Source organism: Streptomyces typhae, assembly GCF_009755605.1.
Lineage (GTDB): Bacteria > Actinomycetota > Actinomycetes > Streptomycetales > Streptomycetaceae > Streptomyces > Streptomyces typhae.
In genome coordinates, this window is the sequence record NZ_WPNZ01000020.1 from 171251 (window position 1) to 190882 (window position 19632).

At 71.5% G+C, this 19632-nt stretch carries 14 protein-coding genes; 7 read left to right on the forward strand and 7 right to left on the reverse strand.

The window, feature by feature from the left end:
- Window positions 1–144: 144 nt before the first annotated feature.
- The gene (locus tag GPA10_RS30640; RefSeq protein ID WP_157168294.1) at window positions 145–1971 is read right to left on the reverse strand and encodes an acyl-CoA dehydrogenase; all 1827 of its coding nucleotides are present in this window, start codon (window positions 1969–1971) and stop codon (window positions 145–147) included.
- A gap of 233 nt (window positions 1972–2204) precedes the next feature.
- On the opposite strand from GPA10_RS30640, the gene GPA10_RS30645 reads away from it, so the two are divergent.
- The 3 genes from GPA10_RS30645 (at window position 2205) to GPA10_RS30655 (ending at window position 4990) form a co-directional block, all read left to right on the forward strand.
- Window positions 2205–2684: an SseB family protein gene (locus GPA10_RS30645; protein ID WP_058850131.1), complete on the forward strand. Its 480-nt coding sequence runs from the start codon at window positions 2205–2207 to the stop codon at window positions 2682–2684.
- Between the two features lie 188 nt (window positions 2685–2872).
- Complete coding sequence (locus tag GPA10_RS30650; protein WP_058850132.1) at window positions 2873–3829, forward strand: pirin family protein; 957 nt, start codon at window positions 2873–2875, stop codon at window positions 3827–3829.
- A gap of 117 nt (window positions 3830–3946) precedes the next feature.
- Window positions 3947–4990: an AI-2E family transporter gene (locus tag GPA10_RS30655; RefSeq protein ID WP_058850191.1), complete on the forward strand. Its 1044-nt coding sequence runs from the start codon at window positions 3947–3949 to the stop codon at window positions 4988–4990.
- A 382-nt stretch (window positions 4991–5372) separates the two neighbouring features.
- On the opposite strand, the gene GPA10_RS30660 is transcribed toward GPA10_RS30655, so the two are convergent.
- Window positions 5373–7784 carry an ATP-binding SpoIIE family protein phosphatase gene (locus tag GPA10_RS30660; protein WP_246260084.1) on the reverse strand — a complete coding sequence of 804 codons (2412 nt, stop codon included), beginning with the start codon at window positions 7782–7784 and terminating at the stop codon, window positions 5373–5375.
- 269 nt (window positions 7785–8053) lie between these two features.
- On the opposite strand from GPA10_RS30660, the gene aspS reads away from it, so the two are divergent.
- The 3 genes from aspS to GPA10_RS30675 all read left to right on the forward strand — a co-directional run bounded on the left by aspS (window position 8054) and on the right by GPA10_RS30675 (window position 14058).
- Entirely contained in the window at window positions 8054–9919 is a 1866-nt protein-coding gene (gene aspS / locus GPA10_RS30665) for an aspartate--tRNA ligase (RefSeq protein WP_157168295.1), read from the forward strand.
- Window positions 9920–10063: 144 nt separating this feature from the next.
- Complete coding sequence (locus GPA10_RS30670; RefSeq protein ID WP_343041499.1) at window positions 10064–12376, forward strand: DEAD/DEAH box helicase family protein; 2313 nt, start codon at window positions 10064–10066, stop codon at window positions 12374–12376.
- A 101-nt stretch (window positions 12377–12477) separates the two neighbouring features.
- Window positions 12478–14058: an ABC transporter substrate-binding protein gene (locus GPA10_RS30675; RefSeq protein WP_343041500.1), complete on the forward strand. Its 1581-nt coding sequence runs from the start codon at window positions 12478–12480 to the stop codon at window positions 14056–14058.
- Window positions 14059–14093: 35 nt separating this feature from the next.
- On the opposite strand, the gene GPA10_RS30680 is transcribed toward GPA10_RS30675, so the two are convergent.
- From GPA10_RS30680 to GPA10_RS30690, 3 genes are all read right to left on the reverse strand, one after another.
- Window positions 14094–14339: a hypothetical protein gene (locus GPA10_RS30680; protein ID WP_058850136.1), complete on the reverse strand. Its 246-nt coding sequence runs from the start codon at window positions 14337–14339 to the stop codon at window positions 14094–14096.
- Between the two features lie 150 nt (window positions 14340–14489).
- Complete coding sequence (locus GPA10_RS30685; protein WP_157168296.1) at window positions 14490–14936, reverse strand: ATP-binding protein; 447 nt, start codon at window positions 14934–14936, stop codon at window positions 14490–14492.
- A gap of 293 nt (window positions 14937–15229) precedes the next feature.
- Window positions 15230–16108, reverse strand: coding sequence for an NAD(P)-dependent oxidoreductase (locus tag GPA10_RS30690; protein ID WP_157168297.1), 879 nt, complete (start codon window positions 16106–16108; stop codon window positions 15230–15232).
- A 117-nt stretch (window positions 16109–16225) separates the two neighbouring features.
- Here GPA10_RS30690 and GPA10_RS30695 point away from each other — a divergent pair, with 117 nt between their 5' ends.
- Window positions 16226–16816, forward strand: coding sequence for a TetR/AcrR family transcriptional regulator (locus GPA10_RS30695; RefSeq protein WP_157168298.1), 591 nt, complete (start codon window positions 16226–16228; stop codon window positions 16814–16816).
- 30 nt (window positions 16817–16846) lie between these two features.
- Here the strand turns inward: GPA10_RS30695 and metG are convergent, their stop codons facing one another.
- Entirely contained in the window at window positions 16847–18475 is a 1629-nt protein-coding gene (metG, locus tag GPA10_RS30700; protein WP_058850140.1) for a methionine--tRNA ligase, read from the reverse strand.
- A 33-nt stretch (window positions 18476–18508) separates the two neighbouring features.
- Window positions 18509–19632 (reverse strand): VWA domain-containing protein (locus GPA10_RS30705; RefSeq protein WP_246260087.1); only part of this gene is annotated, 1124 nt, incomplete at its 5' end.

A 19632-nucleotide genomic window follows, 5' to 3' on the forward strand; every position in this document is an offset into this window, starting at 1 on the left:
CCCGCCCGCCCGCCCGTTTCCAGCCCGCCGTGCGGTGGGCGCCCCCTGTGGGGGTTTCCCGCCGTCGGCGGATGCCGGGCAGGGCGGTGGGCGGGACGGCGGGATTGCCGTCCCGCCCACCGGCGGGTCGCTTGCCCGGGAGGGTCAGAACGCTGCCTCGTCGAGTTCCATCAGGTCCAGGGAGACTCCCTCGGAGAGGGCGCGCTGGGTGGCGACCCCGGGGAGGACGTTCGCCGCGAAGAACCTGGCGGCGGCGATCTTGCCCTGGTAGAACGCCTGGTCCTTGGCCCCGGCGCCCGCCAGCTTCTCCGCGGCCACGGCGGCACCCCGCAGCAGCAGATAGCCGACGACCACGTCACCGGAGGCGAGGAGGAGGCGCGTGGTGTTCAGGCCCACCTTGTAGATGGACTTCACGTCCTGCTCCGTGGCCGCGAGGTCCGTGAGCATGACGCCGACCATGGCCTCCAGTTCGACGGCCGCCTTGGCCAGCTCCTCCCGCGCGCCGGCGAGCTCCTCGCCGCCGGTGCCCACCGCGAGGAACTTCTTGATCTCCTCGGCGAGACCGTTCAGCGCGGCGCCCTGGTTGCGGACGATCTTCCGGAAGAAGAAGTCCTGGCCCTGGATGGCGGTGGTGCCCTCGTACAGGGTGTCGATCTTGGCGTCGCGGATGTACTGCTCGATCGGGTACTCCTGGAGGTACCCCGAGCCGCCGAACGTCTGGAGCGACTGCGCCAGCTGCTCGTAGGCCTTCTCCGAGCCGTATCCCTTGACTATGGGCAGGAGGAGGTCGTTCAGCGCGTGCAGCGAGGACGCGTCGTCGCCGTTCGCCTCCTTGACCGCGATCTCGTCCTGCACGGCCGCGGTGTGCAGGACGAGCGCCCGCATGCCCTCCGCGTAGGCCTTCTGCGTCATCAGGGAGCGGCGCACGTCCGGGTGGTGAGTGATCGTCACCTTAGGCGCGGCCTTGTCCATGAACTGGGCGAGGTCGGGGCCCTGCACGCGCTCCTTGGCGTACTCCAGGGCGTTCAGGTAGCCCGTGGAGAGCGTCGAGATCGCCTTTGTGCCCACCATCATGCGGGCGAACTCGATGATGCGGAACATCTGGCGGATGCCGTCGTGCTTGTCGCCGATCAGCCAGCCCTTGGCGGGGTGCTTGTCGCCGAACGTCATCTCGCAGGTGTTGGACGCCTTCAGGCCCATCTTGTGCTCGACGTTCGTCGCGTACACGCCGTTGCGCTCGCCCAGCTCGCCGGTCTCCCAGTCGAACTCGAACTTGGGGACGAGGAACAGGGACAGGCCCTTGGTGCCCGGACCCGCGCCCTCGGGGCGGGCGAGGACGTAGTGGAGGATGTTCTCCGACATGTCGTGCTCACCGGACGTGATGAAGCGCTTCACGCCCTCGATGTGCCAGGAGCCGTCCTCCTGCCGCACGGCCTTGGTGCGGCCCGCGCCCACGTCCGAGCCGGCGTCCGGCTCGGTGAGGACCATGGTGGAGCCCCACTGCTTCTCCACGGCGATCTCGGCGACCTTCCGCTGCTCATCGGTGCCCTCCTCGAAGAGGATGCCGGCGAACGCCGGGCCCGAGGAGTACATCCAGATCGCCGGGTTGGCGCCGAGCAGGAGCTCCGCGTACGCCCAGATGAGGGAGCGGGGGGCCGTGGTGCCCCCGATCTCCTCGGGCAGGCCGAGGCGCCAGTACTCGGAGTCCATGAAGGCCTGGTAGCTCTTCTTGAAGGAGGCCGGGACCGGAGCGGTGTTGGTCTCCGGGTCGAACACCGGCGGGTTGCGGTCGGCGTCCTCGTAGGACTCGGCGAGCTCGTTCTCGGCGAGGCGGCACAGCTCGCTGAGGATGCTCTTGGCGGTCTCGACGTCCGTCTCCGCGAACGGGCCGCTGCCGTACAGCTGGTCGCGGCCGAGCACCTCGAAGAGGTTGAACTCGATGTCGCGGAGATTCGACTTGTAGTGCCCCATGGCGACGGCTCCGTATGTGGCTCGGGAGGCTGGAATCCTCGTGGGCGTACCAGTAAGTAGCTAATCGCTTCCCATGATGCTACCCGTCGGTAATAAGAGGCAACCCCTGTTGGTCCAAGTGTGAGCAGGGTCTACTCGGCGGGCCGCTCTTGATAATCTAGCGTCCGCTATATAAATGTTCCGTTCGCCCGAGCGCGTACGGCGCGTGCGCCGGGGTCGGTACCCTGGCCCGTATGTACGGCTACGACCAGCACGCGGGCGCGGGACAGGGGTACGTCCCGCCGCAACAGCCGCCGCCGCAAGGCCAGATGCCCGGTGGATACGGCCAGCAGCCCCCGCTGTACCCGGAGCCGTCGCCGCCGTCCCTCGCGGACGCGGTGCGCGCGTTCACCACGGGATCGATGTCCGCCGAGGACTTCCAGCAGATCTTCGCCACGTCGAAGGTGTACTGCCCGCGCGGCGACAACCCCGGCTTCCTCGCGCTGCACAACACCCAGCAGCCGGTCATCCCCATGTTCACGTCGCTCAAGGAGCTGCGCCGGTACGCGGGCAAGGACTCCAAGTACTTCGTGATCACCGGTGCCGAGGTCATCGACCTGCTGCCCACCGGCTACGGCTTCGTCCTCGACATGGAGGGCGAGCACCGCATGGTCTTCGACGCGAAGGCCGTCGAGCAGATGGTCGACTTCGCCATGCGCCGCATGTACGGATGACGCTCCCGGGCCGCCACCGCCGCCACCGCGGCTGCCGCGGCCACCGCGGCGGCTGACGGTTTCGGCCACGGACCGCGCCCCTGATGATCACCGGAACGCCCGGAGGGAATGCCCTCCGGGCGTTCCGTGTTCCAGGTGGCAGAAAGTTCTACGTTCAACTAACCTGAGCGTACAAGGAGGTCCCACTCATGCCTGCAGTGACCGTCGAGAACCCGCTGACCCTGCCCAAGGTGGTCGCACCGGCCGACGCCGTGGCACGCCCCGTACTCGCCGTGAAGACCGCCCCGAGCGGCTTCGAGGGCGAAGGGTTCCCGGTGCGCCGCGCCTTCGCCGGGATCAACTACAAGTACCTCGACCCGTTCATCATGATGGATCAGATGGGCGAGGTGGAGTACGCCGCAGGGGAGCCCAAGGGCACCCCGTGGCACCCGCACCGCGGCTTCGAGACCGTGACGTACCTGATCGACGGCACCTTCGTCCACCAGGACTCCAACGGTGGCGGCGGCACCATCCAGAACGGCGACACCCAGTGGATGACCGCCGGGTCCGGGCTGCTGCACATCGAGGCGCCGCCGGAGTCGCTCGTCACGTCCGGCGGGCTCTTCCACGGGCTCCAGCTCTGGGTGAACCTGCCCGCCAAGGACAAGATGATGGACCCCCGCTATCAGGACATTCGCGGCGGCCAGGTGCAGCTCCTGACCACCGGGGACGGTGGCGCGCTGCTCCGGGTCATCGCCGGTGAGCTGGACGGGCACGAGGGTCCCGGCATCACGCACACGCCGATCACCATGATCCACGCGACCGTGCGGCCGGGCGCCGAGGTCACCCTGCCCTGGCGCCAGGACTTCAACGGGCTCGCGTACGTGCTTGCCGGGCGCGGCACCGTGGGCGCCGAGCGGCGGCCCGTCGAGCTCGGGCAGACCGCCGTGTTCGGGGCCGGGTCCTCGCTGACCGTCCGGGCGGACGAGAAGCAGGACGGGCACACGCCCGACCTGGAGGTCGTGCTCCTCGGCGGGCAGCCCATCCGGGAGCCCATGGCGCACTACGGGCCGTTCGTGATGAACACCCGCGCGGAGCTGCAGCAGGCCTTCGAGGACTTCCAGAAGGGTCTGCTGGGATCGGTTCCCGCCGTTCACGGCATGTAGCCCGCCGAGGGCGGTGCCCACAGGAGAAACGACGTCCACAGGAGGGTGGTGCGTGAGCACCGCCGTACGGCCTACGCAGCGCATGCGCGGGCCGTACTCCTGTGCTCGGGTGGTCCCGTGCATACCCTTCTGCCCGAAGCCGTGCGGCGGCTCGCCGCCTGGTGCCTGGTCGTGCTGCTCGTCGCCGGTGTCGCAGGCGTCGGCGTGTGGCTGTGCACGGTCCTGAAGACGGCCGTGACGCCCGTGCTGCTCGCGCTGCTCGGGACGGCGCTGCTCGGGCCGCTGTACCGGCGGCTCGTGCGGATGCACGTCCAGCGCTCCCTCGCCGCCGGCCTGACCTGCGCGGCCGTCCTCGCCGTCGTCGGCGGAGCCACGTACATCGTCGTCAGGGCCCTCATCGACACCGGCGACCAGATCATCGCGTCCCTGAAGCAGGCCGCCGTCGACCTGTCGAAGCACTTCAGCGCGGCCGGCACCTCCCTGGACGACCTCGCGTCCAACGCCAAGGACCTGCTCGGCAAGTTCGGCGGTACGGCCGCCTCCGGCGTCGTCAGCGGGATCAGCGTCGTCGGCGAGATGATCGCCACCGCCGTGCTCGCGCTGCTGCTCGTCTTCTTCTTCCTGCGGGACTCCCACAAGACCGCGGGCGCCCTGCGCTCCCTGGTGCCCGCGTCCTCCGCCGACACCGTCGAGGCGATGGCTCGGCGTGCGTTCACGGCCGTCGAGGGCTTCATGCGCGGGACCACGGTCATCGCGCTCATCGACGCCGTGTGCATCACCGTCGGCCTGCTGATCCTGCGCGTGCCGGGCGCCGCCGGGCTCGGCGCCCTTGTCTTCGTGGGCGCCTACATCCCCTACCTGGGGGCGTTCCTTTCCGGTGCCATCGCCGTGCTCGTCGCGCTCGCCGACCGCGGACTCGTCATCGCCCTGTGGGCACTGGGCGTGGTCCTCGCCGTGCAGGTCCTCGAAGGGCACGTGCTCCAGCCGATGATCCAGAGCCGCACCGTGCAGATGCATCCGGCGGTGGTGATGCTGGCCATCACCGCGGGCGCGTCCGTCGCCGGGATCATCGGGATGCTGCTCGCCGTGCCCCTGACGGCCGCCGCGTTCGGGGTCGTCTCTGAGATGCGCGTGCGCTATGGGGGGCCCGGCACCGCGTAAGGGCCCCGGCGCCGGGTCGGCTGCTCCGCCGGGTCTTCGGCCCGGGCGTCGGGTCGGCTGCTCCGCCGGGTTGTCGGTCCGGGCGCCGGGTCGTCGGCCCGGGCGTCGGGTCGGCTGGTGTCGCCGAGTGGCTGCTCCGCCGGGTCGGCTGGTGTCGCCGGGGTCGACTGCTCCGCCGGGACGGCTGTTCTGCCGGGTCGGCTGTGTCGCCGCGTCGGCCGCGTCGCCGGGACGGCTGCTTTGCCGGGTCGGCTGTGTCGCCGGGTCGGCTGCGTCGCCGGGACGGCTGTTCTGCCGGGTCGGCTGTGTCGCCGCGTCGGCCGCGTCGCCGGGACGGCTGCTCCGCCGGGGCAGCCGCGTCGTCGGGGCAGCCGCGCCAGGGCTACGCGGCCGTCTCCCCGGGGCTCCCCGACTCCTCGTACAGTTCGAACCAGATGCTCTTGCCCTCGCCCCGGGGGTCCACCCCCCACCGGTGCGCGAGCAGCTCCATGAGCACCAGGCCGCGGCCGGAGGACGCCAGCTCGCCGGGCCTGCGCTTGTGCGGCAGGTCGTCGCTGCTGTCGGAGACCTCCACGCGGAGCCTGCGCGTGCCCTCCTCGCCGGTGACCTCCGCGACCAGGAGCGCGTCGCCGTCCGTGTGCACCAGGACGTTGGTGATCATCTCGGAGACCAGCAGGACCGCCGAGTCGACCTGGTCGGGGTCCGCCCAGTCGTGCAGCAGGGACCGCAGATGGCTGCGGGCGCCCGCGACGCGCTCCGGCTCGGCCTGGGCGATGGTCAGCATCGTGCGGCGGGTGCGCGCGCTCTGTTCGGGGCGGTGGGTGCGGCGCAGCAGGAGTACGGCGATGTCGTCCTCCCTGCGGTCGGCCAGCGGGCCCGTGGTGTGGTGCGAGGACGGCCCGTGCACGGCCTGCACGAGGGCGTCGGCGAGTGCCTCCAGGCTGTCGCTGTCGGCCGCCTGCGCTTCGTAGGGCTTGGTTTCGTGCGGCTGTGCTTCGTAGGGCTTGGTTTCGTGCGGCTGTGCTTCGTAGGGCGCTGTTTCGTGCGGCCGTGCTTCGTAGGACTCGGTTTCGTACAGCCCTGCCTCGTGTCCGTCCCGTTCCAGGACGTCCCGGATGCGGGCCCAGCCCGTCTCCAGGTCGTGGCCGCCGGTCTCGATCAGGCCGTCCGTGCAGATCAGCATCGTCTCGCCCGCGTCGAGGACGAGCCGGGTCGTGGGGTAGTCGGCATCCGGGTCGATGCCAAGGGGCAGGCCGCCCGCGATAGGCCTCTGCAGAACCGTTCCGTCACTCATGCGTATGACGGGTTCGGGGTGGCCCGCGCGGGCGATCTCCAGGACACCGGTCGTGGGATCGGCCTCTACGTAGAGACACGTCGCGAAGCGCGGGTCCCCGGCCATCTCGTCGCGGCTGTCGCGGCTGTCGCGGCTGTCGGGGCCCTCGCGGCTGTCCGTCGAGCCGTAGGCGGTGCCGTCCATGACGCCGGACAGGAAGCGCGTCGCGCGGGAGAGCACCGCGTCCGGGCGGTGCCCCTCGGAGGCGTACGCACGCAGGGCGATGCGGAGCTGGCCCATGAGTCCCGCCGCCCGCACGTCGTGGCCCTGTACGTCGCCGATGACGAAGGCGATGCGGCCGCTGGGCAGCGGGATCACGTCGTACCAGTCACCGCCGACCTGGAGGCCGCCACCCGTCGGCACATAGCGCGCGGCCACGCTCATGCCGGGGATCTCCGGGCCGAGCATCGGCAGCATGGAGCGCTGGAGGCCGTCGGTCAGCTCCCGCTCCGACTCCGCGACCCCGGCCCGCGAGAGGGCCTGCGCCAGCATTCGGGCGACCGTCGTCAGGACGGAGCGCTCGTCGGGAGTGAACGACACGGGGTACGTGAACGCGGCCATCCACGCGCCCATCGTGCGGCCCGCGACGGTCAGCGGCAGGAAGGCCCACGACCGCCGCTCGAAGCGCGAGACCAGGGGCCAGGTGGTCGGATAGCGGCGGCGGTACTCCTCAGGGGAGGAGAGGTAGACCGCGCGGCCGGTGCGCAGCACCTCGGTGGCCGGGTACTCCGTGTCCAGGGGCATGGAGGCCAGCGGGTCGTCGTCACCGAAACCGTGGTGCCCGTGGTGGCCGACCACGGTCAGGCGGTCCGCCCTGGCCCCGAAGACGGCGAGCCCGTCGGGCGAGAAGCCGGGCATCGACAGGCCCGCGGCCACCCGGAGGACCTCCTCCGTGGAGCGCGCCTCCGCGAGCGCGCGGCCCGCGTCGAGCAGGAAGGCCTCCCGGGAGCGCCGCCAGTCGCCGGTGACCGGCGCGCGGGCGGCGGCGCCGGGCGCGGGCTCACCGACCTCCTGGAGGGTGCCGATCAGCTCGTAGGTGTTCGCCTCCTCGTGCACGATCGGCCTGGTGCGGCTGCGCACCGTGCGCAGCACGCGGCGGCCCTGCTCGTCCATGATCCGCAGCCGGGCCTCGGCGAGGGTGTCCTCGGCGACGGCGAGCTGCACGATGCCGTGGATCTCGTTCCAGTCGACCGGGTGGAACCGGGAGCGCACCGCCGCCTCGGTGGTGATCCGGGCGTGCGGGGGCAGCCCGAGCAGCCGGGCCGCCTCGGCGTCCAGGGTGACGATCCCGGTGGCGTTGTCCCAGCGCCACAGGCCGGTCGCGACCGCCGCGAGCACCTCGTCGACGGGCGGCAGCGAGTCCCCGGCGGGGGGCAGGGAGTCCTCCACGGGCTGCAAGGAGTCCCGTCCCGGCGGCAGGGGACCGTCCGCCACCTGCTCACGGGGCTCATCGGTGCGCATTGCATCACTGTAGGAACAGTGATGCGCCGCTCGCCACCGTATGTCCGTCCCGTCCGCACCCTCCGTCCCGTCCGCACGGCTGTGCCCTCTCTCCCCTCTGTCCCCTCCCTCCCCTCCGTCACCGTGGTCGGCCGTGTACGGGTCGGGCATATACGAGGGGAAGTGATCTTCCACCGGACGGTAGCCTTGACAGCCAGCACCTCCTGCACGCCGGTCCGGGGCACCTTCCGGGCGGGCTCCCCCGATTCCGAAAGACTGGATGAACGACGATGCATCGGTACAGGTCGCACACGTGCGGTGAGCTCCGGGCCTCTGACGTCGGCACCGACGTCCGGCTGAGCGGATGGCTGCACAATCGGCGCGACCTGGGCGGCATCCTCTTCATCGATATCCGTGATCACTACGGGATCACGCAGCTCGTCGCACGCCCCGGCACCGCCGCGGCCGAGACCCTGGACAAGCTCTCCAAGGAGACGGTCGTCCGTGTCGACGGCAAGGTCGTCTCGCGCGGCGCGGAGAACGTGAACCCGGAGCTGCCCACCGGCGAGATCGAGATCGAGGCCGTCGAGGTCGAGGTGCTCGGCGCGGCCGCCCCGCTGCCCTTCACGATCAACGCCGAGGACGGCGTGAACGAGGAGCGCCGCCTGGAGTACCGCTTCCTGGACCTGCGCCGCGAGCGCATGCACCGCAACATCATGCTGCGCAGCGCCGTGATCGCCTCGATCCGCTCGAAGATGGTGGCCCTCGGCTTCAACGAGATGGCGACGCCGATCCTCACCGCGACCTCCCCCGAGGGCGCGCGCGACTTCGTGGTCCCCTCCCGCCTGAACCCGGGCCGGTTCTACGCCCTGCCGCAGGCCCCGCAGCAGTTCAAGCAGCTCCTCATGATCTCCGGCTTCGACCGGTACTTCCAGATCGCGCCGTGCTTCCGCGACGAGGACGCCCGCGCGGACCGCTCGCCGGGCGAGTTCTACCAGCTCGACGTGGAGATGTCCTTCGTCGAGCAGGAGGACGTCTTCCAGCCCATCGAGAAGCTGATGACGGAGCTGTTCACGGAGTTCGGCGGCGGCCGTGAGGTCACCTCGCCGTTCCCGCGCATCCCGTTCCGCGAGTCGATGCTGAAGTACGGCAACGACAAGCCCGACCTGCGCGCCAAGCTCGAACTCGTCGACATCACCGACGTCTTCGCGGACTCGGAGTTCAAGGCGTTCGCGGGCAAGCACGTGCGCGCCCTGCCGGTGCCGGACACCGCCGGGCAGTCCCGCAAGTTCTTCGACGGCCTCGGTGAGTACGCCGTCGAGCACGGCGCGAAGGGCCTGGCCTGGATCCGGGTCGGCGAGGACGGCGCGTTCGCGGGCCCGATCGCCAAGTTCCTCACCGCGGGCGACGTGGAGGAGCTGACCAAGCGCCTCGCGCTGGCCCCCGGCCACGCCGTCTTCTTCGGCGCGGGCGAGTTCGACGACGTCTCGAAGATCATGAGCGCGGTGCGCGTCGAGGCCGCCAAGCGCGCCGGGCACTTCGAGGAGGACGTCTTCCGGTTCTGCTGGATCGTCGACTTCCCGATGTACGAGAAGGACGAGGACACCGGGAAGATCGACTTCTCCCACAACCCGTTCTCCATGCCCCAGGGCGGCATGAAGGACCTCCAGGAGAAGGACCCGCTCGACATCCTCGCCTGGCAGTACGACATCGTCTGCAACGGCATCGAGCTGTCGTCCGGCGCCATCCGCAACCACGAGCCCGAGGTCATGCTGAAGGCCTTCGAGATCGCGGGCTACGCGGCGGAGACGGTCGAGCAGGAGTTCGCGGGCATGCTGCGCGCGTTCCGCCTCGGCGCCCCGCCGCACGGTGGCATCGCCCCCGGTGTCGACCGCATCGTGATGCTGCTCGCAGACGAGCCGAACATCCGCGAGACGATCGCCTTCCCGCTCAACGGCAACGCCCAGGACCTGATGATGGGCGCCCCGACCGAGCTGGAGGAGTCCCGCCTCCGGGAGCTGAACATCGCGCTCCGCAAGCCGGCCGCCCCGGCCCGCCACGAGATCGTCTCCGCCAAGGAGGACGCCTCCGGCGCTTCCGCCGCGGACGCCTCCGGCAAGGACGCCTCCGGCACGGGGGAGCAGGGCGCCAAGTAGCTCTCGTCGTACGGCAGAGGGGCTCGGGACCGGTGACGGTCCCGGGCCCCTCCTGCGCAACACCACTCCAACTCCCTGATCACTCCACTACCCTGACAGTTCATCAAGCGCACACCTCACGTGCACGGACGCAACGGGGGGCCGGTGTCCGACGACCTGGGATTCGGCAAGCTCCTTGACGACGACGGGCTGGTCGCCCGGCTGCTCGGCAAGACCCACAAGGGACGCAACCGCCCGCTCCTGTACGGGCCCGACCTGCCGGTGGTCCTGCTCACCGGCGGCCCCGGCATGGGCAAGGGACGGCTCCTGCGCTGCGTACGGGAGGAGTTCGGACGCCATGTCCCCGCCGCCCACCTGGACTGCGCCGCCCCCGTGTACGCCGAGCGCGCCGCCCAGCACCCCACCACCCGCTCCGACGTCACCGAGGCCCTGCGGGAGCTGGCGGTGCAGTTCGGGGCGTGGGGCGGCGACGGCGGCGCGATCCCGGTGCCGCGCCTGTACGCGGGCCTGGTGGCCGTCGCCGCCGGTGACCCGCTGGCCGCCTCCGCCACCGGCCTCGAAGAGGTGCGCAGACACGACGACCTGCTGCCCCGCGGCTCCTTCTGGGGCGGGATCCTGCACCGCGCGTTCCGCGCCTACCTCGCCGCGCTCGCGGCCCTGCTCGCCGCCCAGCCGCTGGCGACACCGCTCATCACCGCCATCCTCGACGAACTCTTCGAGCGGCTCTCCTCCGAGGGCAGGGCGGCCCTGGAGGACTGCTACGGCGCCTACTCGGGCGCGGCCGGACACCCGCGCCTCGGCCTGCACGCCCTCAGCGTGGACTTCCAGCAGGGCGGCGAGGGGCGCGCCAACGCCGAGAGCTTCCTGTTCCGGGCGCTGCGCGAGGACGTGGAGGCCGCGTACGCGTCGGTGCGCGGGCGGATGGCGCGCGCCGGGCGCCCCGCCGTGCTGCTCGACCACGCGGACAACGCCCTCGGCAGGCGGCTGCTCAGGCCCGTCCTGCTCGACCGCGAGAGCGGGCACCACGACCGGGTGGTGGTGTGCGCGACGGCCCGCCGCGCGGACGGCGGCCGTTTCCTGTACCGCTCGACGGACGCCGACGCCGACACCGTGACGGCCTGGGGCCCCGCCGACGGCGGGCTGCCCGGCTGGCGGCGCGCTGAGGGCGGCGTACCGGGCCTGGTCGCCCCGGCGCGCGGGGTCCTGCTCGTGCGCATGCCCACCCTGACGACCGAGCAGCAGAACAACGAGATCGCCCGGCTCCAGGGGCACGGGCGGGGCGGCGCGGCCGGCACGCGGGGCCTGGGCGGCCATCCGCCGGGGGAGCACGCGTCGCGGCTGCGGGTCGAGAGCGGCATCCACCGGCTCAGCGGCGGCCGGCCGCGCTTCGTCACCCGGCTCGGGGAGGGCGCCGCGGCGCTGCGGGTGCGCGAGCCGGGCGCGTTCACCGACTGGGACCTCCTGGACGCGCCCGTGCGGTCGCGGGACGAGCCGGAGGGGCGCCCCGTGCCCGTGGCGGACCTCCTCCTGGACGACCTCATCGTCCGCCAGCTCCCCGAGGAACTGCCGCCCGAGCAGCACGACCACTGGCTCGACCTGCTCACCCATCTGTCCGTCGCGCACACCGGCCCGTGCGCGCAGTGGCTGATGCAGTCCTGGCAGGAGGGGCGCGACGTGCGCCTGTCCGCGTACCGCATCGACGAACTCCTCGCCGACAACGGCTGGCCGCGGTGTTCGCGCCACTTCATCGGTGACCGGGGGTTGCGGCATCTGCTGATGCGGCGGCTGTACGGGATGCGGGGGCCGCGCGGGGCGCGCGTGGGCGACGAAGGGGAGGGCTCTGGCGGCGGGGGCGGTCCCGGCGGGGGCACGGGCGAGGACCCGGGCGGTTCCGGCGGTGGCACAGGCGTGCGTGGCGGTGTCTGGCGGGTCGATCATCTGCTGCTGCGCGATCACTTCGCGAGCCGCTCCCCCGCCGCCGACGACGACCAGTGCGGCACCGCGGCGGCGCACGCCGCGCACCACCATCTCGCGGCGGGCGGCGTGGACGCCGCCGTGGACCATCTGACCGGTGCGTTCCCGCTGCGTGACAGCACGCGCTCGATGCGGGAGTGGTGCGCGGAGCTGCTCGCGATCGCGGGCGCGCCCTGCGCCGCCCCGCTGGCCGGTGAGCCGGACGACCGGCACGCGCGCGCCCTGGGGGAGGCCCCGCCGTCGGGCGGTGACTGGCTGCGGCGCCGGATCGACCGGCTGCTGCACGCGGTGTGGGTGTACGAGGACCGGACCCGCCCGGTCGACCAGGCGCTCGCGGGCACCTGGCGGCAGTTGCTCGACCGGCTCACGGACGAGGAGATGCCGGGCACGGAGGTGCTCACGCGCATGGCCGGTGAGTGGGCGCAACTCGCGCAGGAGAGGCAGCCGCTGAGCGCCTGCACGTGCACGCGGCATCTCGGCTAGCGCACGGCGGTACGACGGTTGTCCGACCGGGGGGCGGGGGCCGGTGGACCGAGGGTTCAGGAGGGGGCGGCGATGTACGACGGCGGAAGAGGGCGGGCGCGGTGTTGAACTGGCTGTACAACCACCTGTGGGCGACGCGCCTGAAGAAGGCCGTCTCGATCCTGGCGGCCGCCGCGGTGGTGACGGCGGTGGCGATCCTCGTACCGCGGAGCGTCGGCGGCCCGGACACCTGCGCCGACGGCGTGGAGAAGCACGGCGGCGAGTGCATAGGGGTGAACGGCTCCGGATACGACTTCGGCACCCCGGAGATCACCGCGGTCAGCGCCGCGATCGCCGCGGAGAACCGGCGGGTGGACGACCGCCCGCACATCACGGTCGCCATGATGCTGCCGCTCCAGCCGGAGTCGGACGCCGAACGCAAGCAGCTCCGCAGCGACGTGCAGGGCGCCTACCTCGCCCAGTACCGCGCGAACCGCGCCGAGCAGAAGCCGCTCCTTCGCCTGGTCCTCGCCAACCCCGGCCGGAACTACGGCCAGCAGGAGCGGATCGTGGACCGGCTCGCCGCACTCGCGAGTTCCACGCGGCACAATCTGCGGGCGGTCACCGGCTTCAATCTGAGCCTGCGCAACACGGTCGCCGCCGTCGACCGGCTCACCAACGAGCTGCGCATCCCCGTCCTGATCAGCCGTGCGAGCGCCGACGAACTCGCCAACGCCGAGGGGCGCGAGCGGACGCCGCGCTTCCGGGGCCTGGCACGGGTGATCCCCACCAACCGGCAGCAGGCCGAGGCGCTCGCCGCGTTCCACGGCGACCTGAACGACGACGAGACCGTCCTGGTCAGGGACACCCGGCCGGACGACGTCTATGTCGCGTCCCTGGCACGGGCGTTCAGCCGTGACGAGCCGGGCCGGGCCGGTGCCAAGGACCAGGAGTTCCTCTCGCCGTCGATCAGCGACCCCGGGGAGACCGGCAACGACTTCTCCCTGATCGGCCACAACATCTGCCAGTCCCGGGCGACGGTCGTCTACTTCGCCGGGCGCCCCGTCCATCTGCGGCTCTTCGCCCTCAAGTTGGCGGAGGTGCCGTGCCACGGCAAGAAGTACAAGGTCGTGAGCGGTTCGGGTGCGGCGACCCTCGACCGGTACATGAGCGACGCGGACTGGAAGAAGCTCCTGGGCGACGAGGGCGCCAAGGAGCCCACGGTCACCGTGCAGTACACGGCCCCGGGGCACCCCGCCGCCTGGTCGGCTGCGGCGCGCGGGGCGAAGAACCCGCCCGCGCACCTGGCCGAGCCCGGCCGTGAGCTGCGGGAGCTGCGCCGGCTCGTCGCGCGGGAGGAGGCCGGGGACATCGGCCCGGTCGATCTTGACGACTCCCGCACCATGCTGGTGCACGACGGGGTGCGCACGATCACCCAGGCGGTGTTCCTGGCGAACGCCCAGTCGGCCGGTACGGTGCCGCCGCGCGAGCGGGTGTCCGCGCAGTGGTCCCGCCTGGAGTCCGCGCACCGGGTGGCCGGAACCAGTGGGTGGGTGTGCCTGACCAACGCCGGAAATCCGTACGACAAGCCGGTGGCCGTCGTCGAGCTCGATCCCCGTACGCGGAAGCTGCGGTTCGTCGGCCTGGGGTGGCCGGAGGGGCGGGCGCAGCCGAAGGACTGCGTGGTGCCGAGCGGGACGTGACGGAGCGTGGTCGGGTGTGACGGGTCTGTGGGCGGTCAGGCGGCGCGTTCGGGAGCGCCGTGCGTCTGCTTGGCGCCGTGCGCCTGTGTGCTGCGGGCGATCCGGGAGCTGTGCGCCAGGGATTCGGCGGCCGCCCACTCGGTCACGAGGCGTTGGTACTCGCGCCGCTGCTCGGTGCTCAGGCGCCCGCCGCAACGCAGCCACAGCGCACGGATCTCCTCGTTCACCTCGGCGGAGGTACGAGGGCTCCGCCGGCTCTCGGAAGCGGGATTCGTGGGCATGTTGTGAAGCGTACGTGCGACGGAGTGAAGACGAAGTGAGGCCGATCACGAAGTGATCAACGGCTCATCGGAGCCGCACAGATCAAGCCACGGGCAAACTGTGGCGCCCCTCACTTCCCGCACCTGGTCCGGTGTGCTCACGGCACGAGCTCACGCCGCCTCGGTGAGTTCGCACCAGACGAACTTGCCCTCCCCGTCCGACAGCTGGGCACTGTCCAGGTGGTACCAGCCCCAGCCGTCCGCGCACCCCTTCACCAGGGCGAGGCCGCGGCCCGCCTCCGGCAGCAGGGCGTCCTGCGCCGGAGGCGAGGGTGGTCGCGGCGGGGTCGGGTCCGCGTCCCACACCTCGATGCGCAGCACGGCTTCGGACCAGTGCAGGCGCAGGGCCGCGGGACCCTTGGTGTGCGTGACGGCGTTGGCCACCAGTTCGGTGGTGACGAGTTCGGCGGCCTCGGCGAGGTGATAAAGGCCGTGCGCGCTGAGGATGACGCCGAGCGTACGGCGACAGATGGGAACGGCACGGAGATCGTTGGGGATGTGCAGGGTGTACTGCCAGGGAGATGTGTGGTCGTCGCCGGTGTCGCTGCTGCGGTGCATGCGGAACTCCAGTGAGTCGTGGTGGAGTCGGAGGCGGGCGGCGGGGCCGTTGCTCTGTGTTGCTCTGTGTGGTCGAGGCGTGACACACCGTAGGGTTAGCTTTTTCGCACACGCAAGGGCGTCACGTAATCTGAATCCGAACGGGGCTTCTCGACCGCGATCTCAACCACGTCTCCCAGCAGCAGTGTTGACCCGGTGGTGAGCGCGATCCGACGACGAGCCGGTGCCGCGCGCCGCGTGCTCCGGCGCGCGAACATCGCACGGGACTCCGCTCAATCGGTCACCGGGCGTGACTACGCGTCGGCTGCCGGTTCACGCAGGAGCTCCACCATGCTGCTGAAGCTGTCCGTGCCCCGGCCCGCCGCCGCGGCCCGCCGGAAGGCGTCGAGCACGGCCGCAGGGAACGCCGTGTCCACGCCCGCGTCCGCGTTCGTGTGGACGACGTGCTCCATGCTCGCCACGCCCATGGAGACGCGGTCCACGTCGCCCGCGTGGTTCCCGGCGTCGATCCGGGGGGCGTAGAAGTCGATGAACTGCCCCATGCCCGCGTAGTTGTCGACCGCGTACGGGGCGATCTCCGAGGCGCTGATGCCGTGCGCGCCCGCGAGGGCGACGGCCTGCCAGTACGCGAGCATCGCGGGCCAGAAGATCACCATGTTCAGCTGGTACATCAGGGCGGCCCGGCCCGGGTCCTCGCCCCGGTAGTCGGTCCTGCCCGTGATGACCTCCAGGTCCGCGCGGTAGGTCTCGTACGCCTCGCGCGGGCCGCTGTAGAAGGTCGACATGTCCGGGCTGCCGATCCCCGGCGGCGGGGACAGGACGCCGCCCGTGAGGTGCGTGCCGCCGTGCCCCGCGACCCAGTCGGCCGCCGCGCGCGCCTTCTCCGGCACGTCCGAGCTGAGGTTCACCAGGACCCGGCCGGCGACGGCCTCCTCGGCGCCCTTGAACGCCGTGTACATCGCGTCGTAGTCGATCAGGCTCAGGATCACCAACTGGTTCGCGCGCAGGGCCTCTTCCGGGCTCGCCGCGAGCGCGGCGCCGCGCGCCACGAGCGCGTCCGCGCGGGAGGGGGTGCGGTTCCAGACCGTGACCTCGTAGCCCCGATCCAGATACGCGGCGGCCATCGCCTGCCCCATGGGGCCGAGGCCGATGACGGTGACGGATTGCGACATGGGTGCCCCCAGTGAGTACGTAAAGTTACTAGAACGAGCGCTCTATTCAGCGCTGGGGCAGAACGTAGCACAGCTCTAGAACGAACGCTCTACTTAGAGAGTGGGTAAGGTGAGCGGATGAGTCTTTACAGCGCGCCCCCCAGCACGCGCGAGCGCATCGTCCTGGTCGCCGCGCGGCTCATCCAGCGGCAGGGCTACGTGGGCACCGGCATCAAGCAGATCGCCGGCGAGGCCCAGGCCACGCTCGGCTCCGTCTACCACTTCTTCCCGGGTGGCAAGGAGGCCGTCGCCGTGGCCGCGCTCCGGCATGCGGGGAAGGAGTTCTCCTGGCTCCTCGAGGACACGCTCCGCGGCGAGGATGACCCGTCCGCCGCCGTCGAGGCCTGCGCCGTCGAACTGGCCCGCGGGCTGCGGGAGTCCGGCTGGGTCGACGGCTGCCCCGTCACGGCCGCGGCCCTGGAGACCCTCGGCACCGACTCCGCGATCCAGCAGGTCTGCGCGGAGGCCCTGCGCGGCTGGGAGAAGATCGTCGCCGAGAAGCTCCGCGCCTGCGGCTTCACCGACCAGGACGCCCGTGAGGTGGCCACCACCGTCATCGGCGCGCTCGAGGGCGCGGAGGTCACCGCCCAGGTGAGCCGCAGCGAGGAGCCGCTGCGAGCGGCGGGCAGGCAGCTCGCGCGGCTGATCGGCACGTACACGCAGGCATAGGCGGGCGCTGACGCCCGCGCAAAACGGGAATCAGGCCTGCTTGGGCTCCTCCAGGCGCGGGAAGAGCACCGCGCCCTTGGTGACCGTGGCCCCGGCCGGGAGCTGCCCCCACGTGCCGGCGTCCTGGACCCGCTGCTCGGCGAGGGCGCCCAGCGGGGCCTCCGCGCCGAGGGAGTCCCAGAGCTTCTGGGAGGTCTCGGGCATGACGGGGTTCAGGAGCACCGCGACCGCGCGGAGCGACTCGGCGGCCGTGTAGAGGATGGTCGCGAGGCGCGCCCGGCCCTCCGGCGAGTCGTCCTTGGCGACCTTCCAGGGCTCCTGCTCCGTGATGTAGCCGTTGACCTGCTTCACGAAGTCGAAGACGGCGAGGATGCCGCCCTGGAAGTCGAGGTCGTCGCCCATGCGCCGGTCGGCCTCCGCGACCGCGGCGGCCAGACCGTCACGGACCGCCTGCTCGGCGTCGCCGGGCGCCTCGTCGGCGGGCAGCGCGCCGCCGAAGTACTTGCCGACCATGGCGGCGACGCGCGAGGCGAGGTTGCCGTAGTCGTTGGCCAGCTCGCTGGTGTAGCGGGCGGTGAAGTCCTCCCAGGAGAACGAGCCGTCCTGGCCGAAGGCGATCGCCCGCAGGAAGTACCAGCGGTAGGCGTCGACGCCGAAGTGCGAGGTCAGGTCCTGCGGCTTGATGCCCGTCAGGTTGGACTTCGACATCTTCTCGCCGCCGACCATCAGCCAGCCGTTGGCGGCGACCTTGCCCGGCAGCGGCAGGCCCTGGGCCATCAGCATCGCGGGCCAGATGACCGCGTGGAAGCGCAGGATGTCCTTGCCGACGAGGTGCACGTTCGCGGGGAAGGTGCTGTCGAACTTGGCCGGGTTCTCGTTGTACCCGACGGCCGTCGCGTAGTTCAGGAGCGCGTCGACCCACACGTAGATGACGTGCTTGTCGTCCCAGGGCACCTTGACGCCCCAGTCGAACGTCGACCGGGAGATCGACAGGTCCTGGAGGCCCTGCTTGACGAAGTTCACGACCTCGTTGCGCGCGGACTCGGGCTGGATGAAGCCGGGGTTCGCCTCGTACAGGGCGAGCAGCTTCTCGCCGTACTCGCTCAGCTTGAAGAAGTAGTTCTCCTCGCTGAGCAGCTCGACGGGCTTCTTGTGGATCGGGCAGAGCTTCTCGCCCGCGTACTCGCCCTCGCCGTCGAGGAGCTCGCCCGGGAGCTTGTACTCCTCGCAGCCGACGCAGTACGGGCCCTCGTAGCCGCCCTTGTAGATCTCGCCCTTGTCGTACAGATCCTGGACGAACTCCTGCACGCGGTCCGTGTGCCGCTTCTCCGTGGTGCGGATGAAGTCGTCGTTCGCGATGTTCAGGTGCTCCCAGAGGGGCCGCCAGGCCTCCTCCACGAGCTTGTCGCACCACTCCTGAGGCGAGACGCCGTTCGCCTCGGCCGTGCGCATGATCTTCTGACCGTGCTCGTCCGTGCCGGTGAGGTACCACACCTTCTCGCCGCGCTGGCGGTGCCAGCGCGTGAGCACGTCGCCTGCGACGGTCGTGTAGGCGTGGCCCAGGTGAGGAGCGTCGTTGACGTAGTAAATGGGGGTCGACACGTAGAACGCCTTCGCGTTCCCGCTCGTCCCCTGCTTCTCGGATCCAGTGGCCGCCATGGTCGAAATCCTAACGGCCCGACGAAGATCGACTCACACGTGGTCGCGGTGCGGAGCCGACCCCTCCGGCCGCCAGGCAGCGAGGATGCCCTCGTAGAGCTCCTTGTCGGTGAGTTCCCTCGGGTCCTCGCCCGCGAGGAAGTACGCGGCGTTGTCCGCCTTGAGCCTGCGCAGGTAGTCGAAGGCCTTACTGTCCTTGTCCCCGAAGGCGACGAAGGAGAAGAACAGGGGGTGGCGGGCGGCGTCGGCCAGGGCCTGGGTGGCGGGGCCCTTGGTGTCCGGGGCGCCGTCGGTCTGGAAGACCACGAGGGCCGGTTCGCCGGTGCGGGCCGACTCCGACTTCTCGTAGTGGGCCACGACCTCTTCGATCGCGCGGTGGTAGCTGGTGCGGCCCATGCGGCCGTAGGACGCGTGCAGTTCGTCGACGCGGTTCTCGTGGGTGTCGAGGGTGAGGTCGGCGGTGCCGTCGATGTCGGTCGAGAAGAAGACCACGTGGACCGAGGGGCCGGTGCCGTTCTCACCGGGGTCGGTGTGGGCGGCGAGGGCCAGGGCCTGGTCGGCGAGGTTCTGGGCGGAGCCGTCCTTGTAGTGGGGCCGCATCGACCCCGACCGGTCGAGCACGAGGTAGACCCGGGCGCGGGCACCGCTCTGCCCTGCCTTGCGGAGGGCCGCGCCTGCCGCCTTGTAGGCGGTGGTGAGGGCGGGGGCCCTGGTCCTGAGCTTGGCGAGAGCGAGGGCGGGCTTGCCGACCGGGCGGACACCGGCCTCCGCCGGGGGTGCCGCGGGCTCCGCTGCGGGTGCCTCGGATTCCGCCGGGGGTGCCTCGGGCTCCGCCGGGGCCTCGGATTCCGGCTTCGCCGGGAGGTCGGACGGGGAGCCCTCGTCGTTGGCGGTGCCGTCGGCCGTGGCTGTGCCCACCCGTTCCGCCCCCTGGGCGGCCCAGGTGCCCACAGGGGAGGCGGCGGGCTCCGCTGCGGGTGCCTCGGGCTCCGCCGGGGCCTCGGATTCCGGCTTCGCCGGGGGGTCGGACGGGGAGCGCTCGTCGTTGGCGGTGCCGGCGGCCGTGGCTGTGCCCACCCGTTCCGCCCCCTGGGCGGCCCAGGTGCCCACAGGGGAGGCGGCGGGCTCGGTGCCCGCGGCGTCGGGTGCCGTGCGGG